The following is a 15,263-nucleotide window of genomic DNA, read 5'->3' on the forward strand; positions in this document are numbered from 1 at the left end:
CAGCCAGATCGACCAGCGTTATCAGCCAGTCTTACCTGCGTGTAATAGTCGTAGGACGCGCGCTTCGTTACCCGCCAAGATAAAGGCACATGCGGCCAAGCGCGCTGGTCTGCGCGCGCGGCACATTGCGAATGAAACCCTGTATGAATACGGCCCCGTTTTAGCTCAGGCGGTGAAACGTTTCCTGATAAACCGTACCGGATTGCCGCCATACACACCTTCTGCTTCAAGCGACCGATGTACCACTGACAGCGGCGTCACCACTGTCGAGCGGCCGATGGTCACACCCATTTGTACGACGCATTTCGATGTGATCCACACACCGTCCTCGATCACGATCGGCTTGACATGCAAATCCATGTTCGTCGCGAGATCGTGTGAGCCGGTCGTGAGAAATGCGTCTTGTGAGATGCAGACATTCGAGCCAATGCGAATCGAAGTCTGGTTGTAGATCCAGGCGTTCACGCCGAACCAGCAGTTGTCGCCCACTTCCAGATTCCACGGCGCCTTCACACGGATCGGATGCGGCATGCGGCATCCGGCGCCAATGCGCGCGCCAAAGCGGCGCAGCAGCCAGACGCGTACGGCGGATACCGGTATGAACTTGTTGTTGATGATCGCGGCTTCGAGGAAGAACCACACGACTTCCGTCAATGCGCCGCGTTTCGCGACGTAGTTGCCCTTGCCCGCCAGGCTCAGGTCGATGACACGGGCGTTGCTTACGGCCGCCCCTGCTGAAGCATGGCGAATGCCCTCTTCAGCAATATCTTCTTCGATGCAATGTTCGTCGATTGTTCTGTGCATGTTTGCCGGCCCCCGAGCCCGTAGCGGTGAGTGCATTGCAGCACCGCATGAAACGATTATGGTCGATGCGTCTTGTTGTTCTGGTGCGCCAGCCCACTAATGGCCGCAAGGGAAAGACTTTTGGCGGCATCTGCATGACCGGAAAGCGAAAGATTTGCTACCTTGAAACAAGGGGTGCCGGCCGCTATACAGCGCTGCAAGTTTGGGATAACAATCTACTTCATCTTGAGCGATACATCGGAGTGCGTCATGAAATCATCTATTCGCAGGCTAACGGGTCAACGCGTATTGGCCATGCTTCTCGCTGGTGCAGCGTGGTCCGCTTTGCCGACCGCGCATGCAGCTGCCGGCGACGCCGGCACGCGTGACTACGCGGCCGAAGACAAGCTGCTGGGGGGCCCGTCATCGTATGCCGGGTATGCCGATCCCTACGGCCAGGCGCCGAACGCAAATGGCAACGGCGCGAAAAACGGCGCGAAAGCGGGCACCGCCACCACGTCTGCCGAGACCATGATGAACAACAATGCGGACCCCGCGCAAACCAATGCATCGTTTGTCAAGCCGGGCACGGTCGTCATGAAACGCGGCGCTCGGGTACAGGACGCGAACGGCAAGATCGTCGCCACGCCCGATACCGCCGCACAATCCGTGTACGGCGCGAACGGCGTCAAGGTTGCACGCAAGCCATTGGAGATCTACAAGTCGCCGTATTGAAGACGAACATACCCGCAGCAAATAAAAAAGCCGCCCGGCAAACATGCATCGGGCGGCTTGAAAATCCGGCATACATCAATCGATCTTCTCGATCTCCACGAGCTTCACCGCGGCACTCGCCTTGGGTGCGGTAACCCCTGAATTTCCCGTCTTGACGTCCTTGCGCTCCACCGTCCGCACGCCGGCACGTTCTCCCCGGAGCGTGCGCAACTTGTCGTCGAGCCGTCCGAGCACCCACGCCGGCGACAGATGCAGTTCCGCAAACACCCGGCCCTCTGCGCCGAGCGCTGCACGTTGCTCCGGGTTGGCCACCAGCGATTCGATCGCGGCAGCCAGCGCATCGACATTCTCGGGCGGCACGACCACACCACGCGATGAAACCACGTTATGCAATTCGGTTCCCGGGCGAGCCATTGCAATTACAACGCGCCCACTCGCGAACATGCCCGTGAGCTTGGACGGCATCACGAGATCTGCCGCATCGCCGCGTTGCGGGAGCACGTGGATATCGGCGAGATTGAGCAGTTCGTTCAGGCGTTCGACCGGCTGCAGCGCAATGAACCTGCAGTTGCTCAGGTTCTCGCAGGATTTCTCCAGGTCAGCCTTGGTCGCACCGTTGCCGCAAAAGACGAACGTGATGTCCTCGCGTCCAGCCAGCGCGTGCGCCGCGCCCGCAAGCACTTCTATGCCTTGCTTCGACCCCATGTTGCCCGCGTACAGAACGACCTTGGCGTTCTCGGGAATGGCGAGCTCGTCGCGAAACTTGTTCGCACGTTGCAACGGATAGATCGCGCTGATGTCCACCCAGTTCGGCAAACGGAACATCTTCGATGACAACACGCCCTTCGTCATCGCGCGCTCGATCATCTTGTCGGAGATCGTCGATACCATGTCGAAGCGGCACAGGATCGCGCGCTCCAGGAACCGTGCGATCCGGCCCGCGCGTTCGCTCTTGAGCAAGCCAAGATCGAACGCAGCATCGACTTCGAAATCCTGAATGTGCAGCCACGAATGAGCGCCCGTCATTTTCGCGAGCATCAATGCGGCGGGCGCGTTGAGCATGGTCGGCGCAATCGTCATCACCACATCGGGACGCCACCTTGCCTGCTTCAAAAGCGCAGGCAACGAAGCCGCCGCAAACGATGCAAGATGAATCATCCGCTTCAAGCCACTCGGGTGAGCAGGCACCCATAACGGCGCACGCCAGATCCGCACGTGATTGCGCGTTTCACGTGCATTGCGCCACGCCGAAAAACCCTTGGCGATTTTCCATTCCGGATAATACGGAGGCGCGCATACCACACGAACCTCGTGGCCGTGCTGCTGCAGCGTCTCCGCCATCTCGGCAGTGTACTTTCCCGTACCCGTCAGCTCGGGCGCGTAGTTCAGCCCGTAGATTAGGATTCTCATCTTGCCTCCACTTCCGCCGGACAAGCGCGCTCCGGCGAAACGGATTTATGCCAGACATCACTCACGGGACTCGCTCCGGCGCGTGCGCGCCGGGGCGACCATGTGTGGCTCTCTTGGTTGTTGGGTCGAAACCGGAAGCGGATGGCGCAGTCAGTCGCTGAGCATCATCGCGCAGCCCCTTGCAATGTTTGCGGCCGCGGACGGCGGGTCGAAACGCTGGATCACATCCATACAGCGCCTCGCCGAACCTGCGGTATCGGCGAATGCTTCTATGGACTTGAGCATCGTGCGTTGCAAAGCCGGTACGTCACCGGCAGGGAATGCATAACCCGATACACCATCGATCACGAGTTCCGGCACGCAGCCGCAGCTCTCGCTCACAATCGACGGACAACCATGGCTCAACGCCTCGTTGACAACGAGACCCCACGGTTCGCTCATGCTCGGCAAAACCATGCACGTCGCGCCGAAGTATTCGATCGAAAGCGGCTCGTCCTGCAAGCTGCCGAGGAACGTGATCGAATCCGTCATGCTCATGTCCGCGACCTTGGCCTTGAGTTCGTCGCCCATTGGACCAGTGCCGACAATGCGCAGCGATGCATCGGGAATACGTTCTTTCAAGCCGCGGAACGCGTCGATCAGCGTGCCAATGCCCTTCTCCGGCGACAACCGTCCCACGTAGACGAACACCGGCTTCGATCCCGCGCGGTAATGCATCCGGTCCTCCAGCGCGCGTTCAGGCGAGAACGAACGCGGCAACGCTGCTGCCTGGCACGGGATGAAAATCTTTTCCTGCTTTGCACCAAGCGACATCAGATATTCGCGGCTGCGTTCCCCGAAGCCGAAATAACCATCGCATAGCGAGAAGAACACGCGCTTCGGAATCGACGTAAGCATCTTGCGCGGCCGGTCACGTCCCGTGGAATCGCAGAACACGGCGCGGCGCTTGCCCGTGAGAATGCAGGCCGCCATCATCGCCCAGTATTCGGGGCGGTGATAACCCGGCAGCACGACCAGATCCGTCTTCGCCTTCAGCACTTCCCACGTAAGGCGCGCTGTCATGCGCCAGGTCGGAACGTCTTCATAACAGCCGTTGTAGAGCTTGCGCATCGGATAGCTGTGGAACGAATAATCCACGTCCGAAAATCCGATACGGTCATGTTCGGTATCGGCGATCTGCACCATCGAATACTTGATCGACCCCGAGCCTGAAATATTGTGCAGCGCAGACAAGACCGCGCCTTTATGCCGCGACCAGACGACATTGTGGAAAATGGTGACCCTGGCGTTCATGTTCTAGTTATCCCTATTAGTAGCGTGTACTTCACGAGGCATGAGGCACCGCCGGCCTCATGCGTGAGCCGGCTGCTGGCTCAGCACCTCGTAGTGCTGCAAGAAGTCCTGGTAGGTCGCGCGAATGCCCTGCTCGAGCCCCGTCGATGCAAGCCATCCCATGTTGCCGAGCTTCGATACATCAAGCAGCTTGCGCATCGTGCCGTCGGGCTTGGTCGCGTCGAACACGAGTTCACCCTCGAAGCCGACAACGCTGCAGACCGTTTCCGCGAGTTCGCGAATCGACAGGTCTTCACCCACGCCCACGTTGAACACGCCTTCCTCGTGCGCGCTTTCCATCAGGAACACAGACGCGTCCGCGAGGTCATCCACGTGCAGGAACTCACGGCGTGGCGTACCCGAACCCCATACCGTCAGCGTGCTTTCGCCATTGAGCTTCGCTTCGTGCGCCTTGCGAATCAGCGCCGGCAATACGTGGCTGCTTTTCAGGTCGTAGTTGTCGTTCGGACCGTAAAGGTTGGTCGGCATCAGCGAGATGAACTTGCAACCGTACTGGCGGTTATAAGCCTCGCAAAGCTTCAACCCTGCAATCTTCGCAATCGCATACGCCTCGTTGGTCGGTTCCAGCGCGGAGGTCAGGAGGTACTCTTCCTTGATCGGCTGCGGACACGCTTTCGGGTAGATACAAGACGAACCAAAGAAGACCAGTTTCGAAACATTCCAGCGGCATGCCGCATGGATCACGTTGGTTTCGATCGTGAGGTTTTCGTAAATGAACGATGCCGGCAGCGTCGAATTCGCAAGAATCCCGCCGACCTTCGCGGCCGCGAGCATCACCACGTCGATGCTCTCCTTCTCGAAGAACATGTTCACACCCACCTGATCCGTCAGGTCGAGCTGCGAACGCGTTCGCGTGATGATGTTCTTGTATCCTGCGTCGGTGAGCCGGCGCACCAGCGCGGAACCCACCATGCCCCGATGACCCGCTACAAAAATGCGTGCGTTTTTGTCCATGATTTTTTTACTCGTGGTGTTCAAGGGCTTTGAATCCGGCCAGCGTGACGAGGGCGTCACGCCGTGCGATCTGGTAATCCGAACGAACCATCTCCTTGACGAGCGCGGAGAAGGTCGTAGTGGGACGCCAGCCAAGTTTTGCGTGTGCCTTCGAAGGATCGCCAAGCAGGGTTTCGACTTCGGTCGGACGGAAATAACGCGGATCGACGCGGACGATCACATCACCCTTGACGAGTTTGGTTTCGCGCCCTTCAACCCGGTCGACGATACCGACTTCATCCACGCCCTTGCCTTCGAAGCGCAGATGCACGCCAAGCTCGGCCGCCGCCTGAATCACGAACTCGCGCACGCTGTGCTGCTCGCCCGTTGCGATCACGAAGTCTTCCGCCTTGTCCTGCTGCAGCATCAGCCATTGCATCTCTACATAGTCGCGCGCATGACCCCAGTCGCGCAGCGCCGAGAGATTGCCGAGATACATGTTCTCCTGCAGGCCGACTGCGATACGCGCCATGGCGCGCGTGATCTTGCGCGTGACGAACGTCTCGCCGCGCACGGGCGACTCGTGATTGAACAAGATGCCGTTGCACGCGTACATGCCATACGCTTCGCGATAATTCACCGTCATCCAGTACGCATACAGCTTCGCAGCGGCATACGGGCTACGCGGATAGAACGGCGTGGTTTCGCGCTGCGGCGATTCCTGCACGAGGCCATAGAGCTCGGACGTCGATGCCTGATAAAAGCGCGCTTTCTTCTCCATGCCCAGGATGCGGACCGCTTCGAGGATACGCAATGCACCCAGACCATCGGCATTCGCGGTGTACTCGGGCTCTTCGAACGACACCTGCACGTGGCTCTGTGCGCCCAGGTTGTAGATCTCGTCGGGCTCGGTGCGCTGCACGATATGCATGATGCTCGAGGTATCCGTCAGGTCCCCGTGGTGCAGCACCAGCTTCGGGCCGTCCTCATGCGGGTCGCTGTAGAGATGGTCGATGCGATCCGTATTGAAGAGCGAACTCCGGCGCTTGATGCCGTGTACCTCATAGCCTTTTTCCAACAAGAGCTGAGCCAGGTAGGACCCATCCTGTCCCGTCACGCCGGTGATCAAAGCGACCTTGTGTTTCATCTTGTGCCTCTCGTCTTTCTCAGTGAAAGTGGCGCGTCCCGCGCGCCGCGGCGTCAACGTGTCCAGGGCATCACTCAGGGATGCTCTCGTAGCCGTAGTAGTTGGTATATGAACTGCCTGACATCAGTTTCGATTGCGGCACGTCGGTGAGAAGCACACCCTTCATGTTCACGCCACCATGCTTCAGGCGCTTCATGGTTTCTCCGATTTCTTCAACCTGGTTGCGGCCATGGCGCACCACCAGCAGGCTCGTGCCGGCATGCTTGCCGATCACGGTCGCGTCTGTGACCGCGAGAACCGGCGGGGTATCGATGATCACGAGGTCGTACTGGTGCTTCAGGAATTCGAGCACTTCGTGCATGCGGTCGCTCATCAGCAGTTCCGACGGATGCGACGGCAGCGAACCCTTGGTCAGCAAGTCCACGCCCGGCAGCACGTCATGCAGCACGGCCGCTTCGATATCCGAACCCATCAGCACGTCCGACAGACCCGGCATATGACGCACGCCAAAGTGCGAGTGAACGTCGCCGCGGCGCATGTCGCCGTCGATCAGCAATACGCGTTTGCGTGTCGATGCAACCAGCGTCGCCAGGTTGACCGAGAGGAACGACTTGCCGGCGTCAGGACGCGAACCCGTGAGCATCACCACGTTGTTGCGGGCATCGGCCATTTGCAGTTGCAGCGAGGTGCGCAAGCCGCGAATGCCTTCAACCGCAGCATCTTCCGGCGATGTCGCGGCAAGCACGTGCAGGCCTTGGCTACGCGAACCGACCTTCTGCTGCAGGCGAAGCTGCTGGTTGCTGCGCGGAACGATGGCGAACACACGCACGCCCAGACGGTTTTCAATTTCTTCCGGACGTTCCACGCCGCCGAACAGCGACTTGCGAACGAACGCCACGATGATGCCAAGCAACAGTCCCGTACCCAGGCTGATCAAAATCACGATCAGACGCTTCGGACGAACAGGATCATCAGCGGCTTCGGCGAAGTCCACCACACGCACGTTGCCCACTTGACCGGCCTTGGCGACGCGCAACTGCTGCGCGCTGTTGAGCAGGTTCGTGTAAAGCTCGGTATTCACGCGGACATCACGCAAGAGACGCAGCGCGGTCTGCTCGGTATCCGGCAGCACGGAAACGTTCTTGGTCAGCGAACCTTGCGCGGCTTGCAGTGCACCGATCTGTGCATCGAGCGCGGCCACCGACGGATGGTTCGCCGTGAAGCGCTGCGACAGTTCTGCGCGTTGCTGTTGCAGGTCCATCAGCTTCGTCTTGTTGTCGACGACTTGCTGCAGCAGCAAACGGCTTTCTTCGCCGAGATCGACCGTGCCTTGCTTGTTACGGAAGTTGTTGTACTTCTGCTCGGCCTGGTCCAGTTGCGTACGCAGTTCCGGCAGTTGTTGCTCGAGGAACGCAAGGGTCTTGCCGGCTTCAGCGGAACGCGTATCCATGTCCTGCTGGACGAAGCGGCGTGCGATGTTGTTCACGATCGCCGACGTCAGCTTCGCGTCATGACCTTCGAGGCTCAACGCGATGATTCCCGACTGCAGCGTCGTCTCTGCGACCGTGAGGCGCTTTTGCAAGGCGTCTACCGTGCCGAGCGTCGATGCACGCGTCAGTTCGAACTTCGCGCCCGGCTCACCCGTCATTTGTTCGACAAGCAGACTCACCGGACCGAGTGCGCTCGAACCGTTCGCTTCCTGGCCGACCTTGCCGTTCAGGATGGCAATGCCATCAGGATCGCTAAGGACGTAACTGCCGCCTTCGCCTGCCGTCAGGATGTATGTCTTGTCGTACGCTTCTTTCGGCGTGTCGAACTTCGGCACCGAGATGCTTTCATTGCCCCACGCGAAGCCCGACAGCCAGCTCACCGGCGCCTGGCCATTGCGTGCGCCGAGAACGTCGCCAATCAGCCCGCCGACAATCGGGAAATAACGCGGACGTGCCGTGATATCCAGATGCAGCTTGTTGACCGTGTCCTCGACCACGAGCCGCGAGCGCAGAAGCTCGATTTCGGCAGCGGTCGTCGACTTCGCGTCGAACATCTGCGAAACGGTTTGCACCGCGTTCGCATTGTTATTGTTGTTGGCACCTGCCTGGCTTTCAGTGACCTGGATCATTGCGTCGGCGCGATACACCGGCGGCGCAATGAACGCGTAGGCCGTGCCGAGCAGCAGCACTGCGAGCGTGACCATAACGATGATCCGCCAGCTCCCCAAGATGGCCGCCAGGTAATCGGACAAGCGCAGCTCGTCCCCCGTCGACACTACATCCGCATAGCGGTTTTCAAAATTGATGGCCATTTTTTGTCGCTCACTCAAACGATCGGACGATCAAACGAAACGCGCCGGCGCCTTTGAAAAGGACGGCGCCGGACACAGCTTCAATAACTACTTGGTAACGATCGCGGCAGTCAGGCCCGCGTTGATTGCCGGCAGGAACAGATTCAGCACGCGGTTTGCACGGACCAGGCCGCTGTTATCGACATAGACAATGTCTTTCGACTCCAGCGGGAACTGATTCGCGAGCAGCATGGAAACCGGCGAACGGGCATCGAGGCGATAAATCACCGGCGTGTCCCCCGCTGTCGAGCGCAGCACGAAAAGCTGCTTCGGATTCGACGTTTCCTGGTTCAACTGACCCGCTTGTGCAAGTGCTTCGGCAAGCGTGAGCGTGCCGTCACGCAGCGGCGGTACAGGTGACGGCTTGTTCACTTCGCCCATCACGTAGACCGTGTTGTCTTCGCGTGCATCCACATGCAGCATGTCGCCCGGCTGCAGCATGATGTCAGCGGGGTTCTTGCCGTTCTTCATCATCTGCGCAACGTTCACCGGGTAGGCCGTGCCGTTGCGCGTGATCGTCACGCGGCTCTGGTCAGCCGTCGGTGCGAAACCACCGGCGCGGTTCACTGCTTCGGTGAGTGTCATCGGAATGTCGTTGACGGTCTGCGCGCCAGGTGCACGCACATCACCATCCACATAAACCTGCGACGACCGGAACGAAGCCACGCGAACCGTGACTTGCGGCTTCACGAATACCTTGCTCAGCTCGCCATAGATCTCACGCTGAATCTGCTCGGCAGTCTTGCCCGATGCGTGGATTGAACGGTTCACATACGGAAACTGCACGTTGCCTTCGCCGTCCACCACGAAGCCAGGCGCCGCATCCGACGTCTTGGTGTTCTGCGCAGGCTGGCCGACTGCTGCCGCGAGTTCGGGGTGATCCCATACCGTGATCTGCAGTACGTCGCCCGGTCCCAGCTTGTAGCCGGTTGCCTTCGCGAAGAGACCGAGCTGGCTCGCCGTCTTGTCCATGTTTTTCTGATCCGCGCGGATCTGACGGATCAGCGTCAGGTCGATCTGCTTGATCGGAATCTGGATGTCGCTCGTCACGTCGCCGTTGTCGGCGCTCGTGACAGGCAATGCAGCCGGTTCGATCATGTGCTGGCCAGGAGCCAGCGAACATGCAGAAAGCATCGCAGCGATCGCGAGGGAAAGGGCCACACGCGTTCCAGGCACGGCATGGCTGTTTTTGTTCGGCGCCGTGGCACCGGATATTTGTTGGCTGTTCATGTTGTCGTCCCCTGCTTCAATAAGCGTTGGTGTGGCGCAAACCTTTGAAGATCGTCGCAAAGATAATTTTCATATCAAGTCCGAACGACCAGTTACCCAAGTAGTACAAATCGTGTGCAACCCGTCCCTCCATTTTTTCGATGCGATCCGTCTCGCCGCGAAATCCGTTGACCTGGGCCCAGCCGGTGATGCCTGGCTTGATCCGGTACCGATGGATGTAACCCGATACGACTTTCTGATAAAGATCGTCATGCTCGAGTGCATGCGGACGCGGTCCCACCACCGACATGTCGCCGCGCAGCACGTTGAAGAATTGCGGCAACTCGTCGAGGCTCGTGCGGCGCAGGAACGCGCCAACACGGGTGATGCGCGGATCGTTGCGCGTGGCCTGCCGCAACTCCCCTTCTTTCTCCACGTGCATGCGCATGGAGCGGAACTTGTAGATGCTGAAGACACGGCCATCGGCGCCTTTTCTGCGCTGCTTGAAGAACACCGGGCCACGCGAACTGATCTTGACGGCGACCGCGCAGGCGATCATCACCGGCGCTACGGCAATCAGTGCTGCTGCTGCGAACACGCGATCGAAGATCTCTTTTTGCATCATCGCGTTCGGTGGCAACGGCGAAGCAGCCAGGTTGATGGTCGGCACGCCGAGCAGGTTCGTCACGCTGCCTTCGAACAGCGAAAGCGTGCGGACGTCCGGCATGAAACGGATATTGATAAGGTCGTTGCGGAATTCGTCGACGAGCTTGAGGATCGTGCGTTCTTCCGTCAGCGGCAGCGCAAGCCATACTTCGCCCACGTTCTGCGTGCGGACATAGTTAGCGAACGCTTCATGATCTTCGAACACCGGCACGCGGGTATTCAGCTTGGCGCCAGTCTGTACGTTGTAGGCCGCCGTCGCACGAAAACCAGCGGCCGGCGCCAGGTCGATCTTGCGGACGATCTCGTCGCAATGATCGCCGCAGCCTGCAACCGCCACCTGCTTCAGATTCAGCCCCGCGTTGCGAACCCGGCCGAGCACCGTATGGGTCACCATGCGGCCCGCGATCATTCCGGCACCCGCCAGCCCGGTCCAGTACACGAACCAGAGACGCGACACGAAGTCGATGCGGTGAAGCGAGAACATCAGCACCATCGCGCAAGCCTGCACGATGAGCCAGCTCAGCGCGACCTGTCCGGCGAGCGCACTCTTCGAGCGGCCGCGCCATGATTCGTACACGCCCAGCGCGGGAAACACGGCAAGCGAAAACGCCGCTGCGAAAGCCACGAACGCCAGATAAAAGCTGCGTTGCGATACATCGTCGAACCGGATTTGCGAAGCCACGAGCGCACCCGCCACGATCATCGCGACGTCGAACATTCTCGCCAGCAGGTTGGTCATTCCGCGCATTTTTATTCTCCCCGAACCGCTCAAATCTTTCGCTTGACGGTTAATTAACTGCACCGGCCGTACTTGTCGTCAAATCTGACGATGTCGTCTTCGCCGAGGTAGGTCCCTGACTGCACTTCAATGATTTCGAGCGGCACGCGACCCGGGTTTTCCAGGCGATGACGCACACCGAGCGGGATGTAGGTCGATTCGTTTTCGCTCAGCAGAAACTCTTCTTCTCCGCGCGTCACGAGGGCCGTGCCACTCACAACGATCCAATGCTCCGCGCGGTGGTGATGCATTTGCAGCGACAGGCGCGCACCCGGATTCACCACGATGCGTTTAACCTGGAAGCGCTCGCCATGGTCGATGGAATCGTAAAAACCCCAGGGACGGCGAACCTTTCTGTGTGTATCGGCTTCGGGCGCCTTCTCGCGCTTGATCCGCGACACGAGGCCCTTGATGTCCTGAACGCGTGAGCGGTCAGCCACAAGAACAGCGTCATCGGTCTCGACCACGATCAGGTTGTTCGTCCCGACACACGCGACCAGCCTGCCGCCTTCCGAACGCGCATAACTCGCGGTCGATCCTTCGAACAACACCCGGCCGCTTGACGCGTTGCCTTCCTCGTCCTTGTCCATCGCATCCCAGACCGCATCCCATGAGCCGAGATCGGACCAGCCAGCTTGAAGCGGCACGACCACACCCATGAAAGGCGAATCGGGCTTGCCAAGATGCTCCATCACCGCGTAATCGATGGAGTCACATGGCGATTTCTGAAACGATGCAGCACATGGACGCAAGTATTCGTCAGTGTTAATCGCTTGTTCGTGCGACAAGACACATGCCGCGTACATCTCCGGCTGGAGCTTTTCCAGAGCGGCAAGCCATACCGATGCACGCACAATGAAGATGCCGCTGTTCCACCAGAAATTACCGGATGCGACGTATTGCGCGGCGAGTTCGGCTGCCGGCTTCTCGACAAAACGGTCGATGCGATGCGCGCCGTCTTTCAGCGCGTCGCCCAGACGGATGTAGCCGAAGCCGGTGTCCGGTCGTGTTGGCGGAATCCCGAGCGTGGCGATCTCGCCGGCTTGCGCGTGACGCGCGGCGGTATCGATGGCGGCATGCAGTGCCGGCACGTCTGCAATCGCGTGATCGGCAGGCATGGCAACGAGGATCGCGTCCTGGCCGTCGGCGCAAGCGGTGAGCGCTGCGAGCGTGAGTGCGGGCGCCGTATCGCGGCGCGCAGGTTCAACCACGATCCGCGCGCTCGCGCCGCTGTCGCGAACCTGTTCAGCCGTGGCAAAGCGATGTTCTTCGCCGCATACGATCACAGGTTCCGCGGCGACGTCCCATGCAGCGGGAAAACCCTTCATGCGCAATACGGTTGCTTGCAGCAAGGACTCGGCGCCTACAACGCCAATGAGTTGCTTTGGAAAGTTTTCGCGCGATACGGGCCACAAGCGCGTGCCTGAGCCGCCTGCCAGGACCACCTGAACGAGACGCCGGCAGTCAGCTGGCAATCCTTCGGCGCCCGTGACTACGTCTCCTTCTCCCTGCCTCACCTTCGTGTTCATTTTAGTAATCCTATCTTCTTGAACGTCTTCCCCGGGTGAAGCTGCGCATTATGATTGCGCTCGCTGCACCGATGATTCGGCGCGGCCCGGTTCGGGCCGTCCTGCACGTCTATGGCCTATGTCTGATCAGACGCCCGCGTCGCGGCGGCTTTGCATCCGGTATTCGGTAGGTGAAATGAGAAGGCGCTTGCGGAAGATCTTGGCGAGCCGATCGCCGTTGCCCATGCCGCTGCGGCGCGCGATCTTGTCGACCGGCAGTTCGGAGTCGGTCAGCAACGTACACGTCACGGCAAGGCGCGCCTGCAGCAGATAGTCCGACGGCGTGATGCCCATCTCGATCTTGAAACGGCGCAGGAAATTGCGCTCGCTCATGGCCGCCACTTGCGCGGCGTCGACCACCGAGATCGGCCGTTCGCAGTTGTCCTGCAGCCAGCGGGCAGCCGCGCGAATCTTGTCGCCGGCCGAAGCCGTGCCGCTGTCGCCGAGTAACGGCACCAGCTTTGAAGCCGAGCCCGGCATCAAACGTTCGGCAACTCCGCGCGCCACGTCCACACCCAGATCGCGCTTGATCATCAGCAGCGCGCCCTTCATGGATTCATAGCGATCACCGGCTTCGCTTGCCTGCTCTTCGCGAACTGCGTTCATCATCGAATGTCCGATGCGGATTTGCGATTCCGCCGCGTGACCAATGCCGGCTGCGTCGAGCACCTTGCGCCCTTCTGCAATCGACTTGACCACGGTGGTTTTCGAATGAACGCGACGCAGCCATTCAACGATGCGTTCATCGCCCGCTGCGTTGTCCGCGCCCTTGCCGCCGGCCACGAACAATGCGTCGAAGCCGCCGTAATGACGCGCGTCGAGCCCGTCGGTCCAGACGCGTACCGACGACGAACACGCTACGTTGCCGCCTTCGACGGAAAGGAAACGTACGTCGTAGTTCCAGTCGTTCCGGGCTTTCAGGACCGCCAGCTCGTTTGCGACATGAAAGACCTCAGCGACGATACCGGCGCCGAGCAGCGAGAATCCGTCGTACAACAGGATCGCGATGCGGCGGATCTCGGCTTGCGTGCTTCTGGGAGCCGGTTGCAGCCAGCCCATTACGGCGGGTTCAAGACTGGCGTAAGGCATGGCATTCCCCTGCGAACTTGTTGAATCCAACATGATTGGATAGTGCGTTCTCATTGCGGTGCATCATAGACACCCTCAAGTTTTATTAGGTTGTCGTGACTGAAAGTAGCGAGATGTTGGCGGAAAAATTCCGGCGTCGCCATTCAAATCCTTTCAATGCGTGCGCTGGCCATCATTCACCCCTTTTCCAATACGGCCGTTCGTTTCAAACACAACGAAATGGGCTGGGGGCGATTTGATTTCGAATGGGACATTGCAAGACGAATGCCAGTTGGACCGGATAGCGCATATCGGACAGGGCAGTCAAAACCTGCCAACGTCATACAAATCAACGCTCAGCGCGGTTTCTGAAGCCACGCGCTGCGGGGCTTTCCGGCGTGTCCGCGGCTTGTCGAAGAAGGCGATTCAAGCACTGGACGGTGTAAACGTATCGTCCGTGATACATCGAAAAAGCCGGTTGGCGAATTACACCGTAAGTAGCCGACGTTTAAACCGTGGCGGAACGCACTGAGATAACCACTTCAAATTAAATTACAAGCGTTAAGCGGCGCATTTAATCCCGTCTTCCGATTAGCAACACAAACTTTTAAAGTGCGGTGGCGCACATACATTCCTATACACGATAAATTCCACATAATCGCGTTTCATGCGAGTAACGAATTCCATTAATCCTATGAAATTATGTAACTTGCCTGACAAACAGTGCCAGAAGGCAATCGCCCTCGGGCAAACAGGGTGCGACGGTCCGTAAGCGCGTCGGAGTCGCGTGCGCAGTGGCGTAAATAAGCGAACCTCTGGCGGTTCGGTCCGACCCACTCCAACCAATTCGATACCACCTGTATTGAAGCGGTCTTCATCCGAGCTTGTGTGGGGCTGCCCACATAGACCGGTCGCGAACCTCCACTTGAGTGCGCCGTGCGATTTGATACAGATTAGTTACGCGTCTTTCCTTACAGTTTGGGACCACCCGGCCACGCCGGATCAGACACGTGGTCGCGCAATCCCGCCATCCATATACGATTGGGCAGCCCAATGCAGTGAGCATCCGCCAACGTTCATCGCCATGACTGGCGCGATTGTTTCGCCTCGCCTATCCTCAGCACATTAAAAAGCCTTATTCGATGGGCCCCGGCACGCCGGCAACCGGTTGCAGCAGCGCAAACGTGGCCCTTTTTGCTGCGTTGCAGTATCGAAAGTTTCGGGGGTTTCATCAGGACAAGGCACCGGACTGCAAACGGGCCAAAAACGTTT

The 15,263-nt window shown here is 59.3% G+C and carries 11 protein-coding genes; 1 reads left to right on the forward strand and 10 read right to left on the reverse strand.

The window, feature by feature from the left end:
• Positions 1-165: 165 nt before the first annotated feature.
• On the reverse strand, positions 166-804 hold the full coding sequence (locus tag AX768_RS11635; RefSeq protein WP_062000087.1) for a DapH/DapD/GlmU-related protein: 639 nt from the start codon (positions 802-804) through the stop codon (positions 166-168).
• A 249-nt stretch (positions 805-1,053) separates the two neighbouring features.
• Here AX768_RS11635 and AX768_RS11640 point away from each other — a divergent pair, with 249 nt between their 5' ends.
• Positions 1,054-1,518 carry a hypothetical protein gene (locus tag AX768_RS11640; protein WP_155524230.1) on the forward strand — a complete coding sequence of 155 codons (465 nt, stop codon included), beginning with the start codon at positions 1,054-1,056 and terminating at the stop codon, positions 1,516-1,518.
• Between the two features lie 75 nt (positions 1,519-1,593).
• Here AX768_RS11640 and AX768_RS11645 read toward each other — a convergent pair whose 3' ends face one another.
• The 9 genes from AX768_RS11645 to AX768_RS11685 all read right to left on the reverse strand — a co-directional run bounded on the left by AX768_RS11645 (position 1,594) and on the right by AX768_RS11685 (position 14,012).
• Complete coding sequence (locus tag AX768_RS11645; protein WP_062000089.1) at positions 1,594-2,928, reverse strand: glycosyltransferase WbuB; 1,335 nt, start codon at positions 2,926-2,928, stop codon at positions 1,594-1,596.
• A gap of 150 nt (positions 2,929-3,078) precedes the next feature.
• Entirely contained in the window at positions 3,079-4,221 is a 1,143-nt protein-coding gene (locus AX768_RS11650) for a glycosyltransferase family 4 protein (protein ID WP_062000090.1), read from the reverse strand.
• Between the two features lie 57 nt (positions 4,222-4,278).
• Positions 4,279-5,235, reverse strand: coding sequence for a GDP-L-fucose synthase (gene fcl / locus AX768_RS11655; protein WP_062000091.1), 957 nt, complete (start codon positions 5,233-5,235; stop codon positions 4,279-4,281).
• A 7-nt stretch (positions 5,236-5,242) separates the two neighbouring features.
• Positions 5,243-6,361 carry a GDP-mannose 4,6-dehydratase gene (gene gmd, locus AX768_RS11660; RefSeq protein ID WP_062000092.1) on the reverse strand — a complete coding sequence of 373 codons (1,119 nt, stop codon included), beginning with the start codon at positions 6,359-6,361 and terminating at the stop codon, positions 5,243-5,245.
• 70 nt (positions 6,362-6,431) lie between these two features.
• Positions 6,432-8,663 carry a polysaccharide biosynthesis tyrosine autokinase gene (locus AX768_RS11665; RefSeq protein WP_062000093.1) on the reverse strand — a complete coding sequence of 744 codons (2,232 nt, stop codon included), beginning with the start codon at positions 8,661-8,663 and terminating at the stop codon, positions 6,432-6,434.
• An 87-nt stretch (positions 8,664-8,750) separates the two neighbouring features.
• Positions 8,751-9,932, reverse strand: coding sequence for a polysaccharide biosynthesis/export family protein (locus AX768_RS11670; RefSeq protein ID WP_082778812.1), 1,182 nt, complete (start codon positions 9,930-9,932; stop codon positions 8,751-8,753).
• A gap of 16 nt (positions 9,933-9,948) precedes the next feature.
• The gene (locus AX768_RS11675) at positions 9,949-11,325 is read right to left on the reverse strand and encodes an undecaprenyl-phosphate glucose phosphotransferase (RefSeq protein WP_062000094.1); all 1,377 of its coding nucleotides are present in this window, start codon (positions 11,323-11,325) and stop codon (positions 9,949-9,951) included.
• 44 nt (positions 11,326-11,369) lie between these two features.
• Complete coding sequence (locus tag AX768_RS11680) at positions 11,370-12,884, reverse strand: mannose-1-phosphate guanylyltransferase/mannose-6-phosphate isomerase (RefSeq protein ID WP_062000095.1); 1,515 nt, start codon at positions 12,882-12,884, stop codon at positions 11,370-11,372.
• Positions 12,885-13,010: 126 nt separating this feature from the next.
• Positions 13,011-14,012, reverse strand: a complete 1,002-nt coding sequence (locus tag AX768_RS11685; protein ID WP_062000096.1) for a GlxA family transcriptional regulator — start codon at positions 14,010-14,012, stop codon at positions 13,011-13,013.
• Between the last annotated feature and the right edge of the window lie 1,251 nt (positions 14,013-15,263).

This window comes from Burkholderia sp. PAMC 28687 (assembly GCF_001577465.1).
Taxonomy (GTDB): domain Bacteria; phylum Pseudomonadota; class Gammaproteobacteria; order Burkholderiales; family Burkholderiaceae; genus Caballeronia.

Bases quoted from the DNA above. Each gene is read 5' to 3' on its own strand.
- AX768_RS11635 (WP_062000087.1), bottom strand. From the start codon at position 804: ATGCACAGAACAATCGACGAACATTGCATCGAAGAAGATATTGCTGAA.
- AX768_RS11640 (WP_155524230.1), top strand. From the start codon at position 1,054: ATGAAATCATCTATTCGCAGGCTAACGGGTCAACGCGTATTGGCCATG.
- AX768_RS11645 (WP_062000089.1), bottom strand. From the start codon at position 2,928: ATGAGAATCCTAATCTACGGGCTGAACTACGCGCCCGAGCTGACGGGT.
- AX768_RS11650 (WP_062000090.1), bottom strand. From the start codon at position 4,221: ATGAACGCCAGGGTCACCATTTTCCACAATGTCGTCTGGTCGCGGCAT.
- fcl (WP_062000091.1), bottom strand. From the start codon at position 5,235: ATGGACAAAAACGCACGCATTTTTGTAGCGGGTCATCGGGGCATGGTG.
- gmd (WP_062000092.1), bottom strand. From the start codon at position 6,361: ATGAAACACAAGGTCGCTTTGATCACCGGCGTGACGGGACAGGATGGG.
- AX768_RS11665 (WP_062000093.1), bottom strand. From the start codon at position 8,663: ATGGCCATCAATTTTGAAAACCGCTATGCGGATGTAGTGTCGACGGGG.
- AX768_RS11670 (WP_082778812.1), bottom strand. From the start codon at position 9,932: ATGAACAGCCAACAAATATCCGGTGCCACGGCGCCGAACAAAAACAGC.
- AX768_RS11675 (WP_062000094.1), bottom strand. From the start codon at position 11,325: ATGCGCGGAATGACCAACCTGCTGGCGAGAATGTTCGACGTCGCGATG.
- AX768_RS11680 (WP_062000095.1), bottom strand. From the start codon at position 12,884: ATGAACACGAAGGTGAGGCAGGGAGAAGGAGACGTAGTCACGGGCGCC.
- AX768_RS11685 (WP_062000096.1), bottom strand. From the start codon at position 14,012: ATGCCTTACGCCAGTCTTGAACCCGCCGTAATGGGCTGGCTGCAACCG.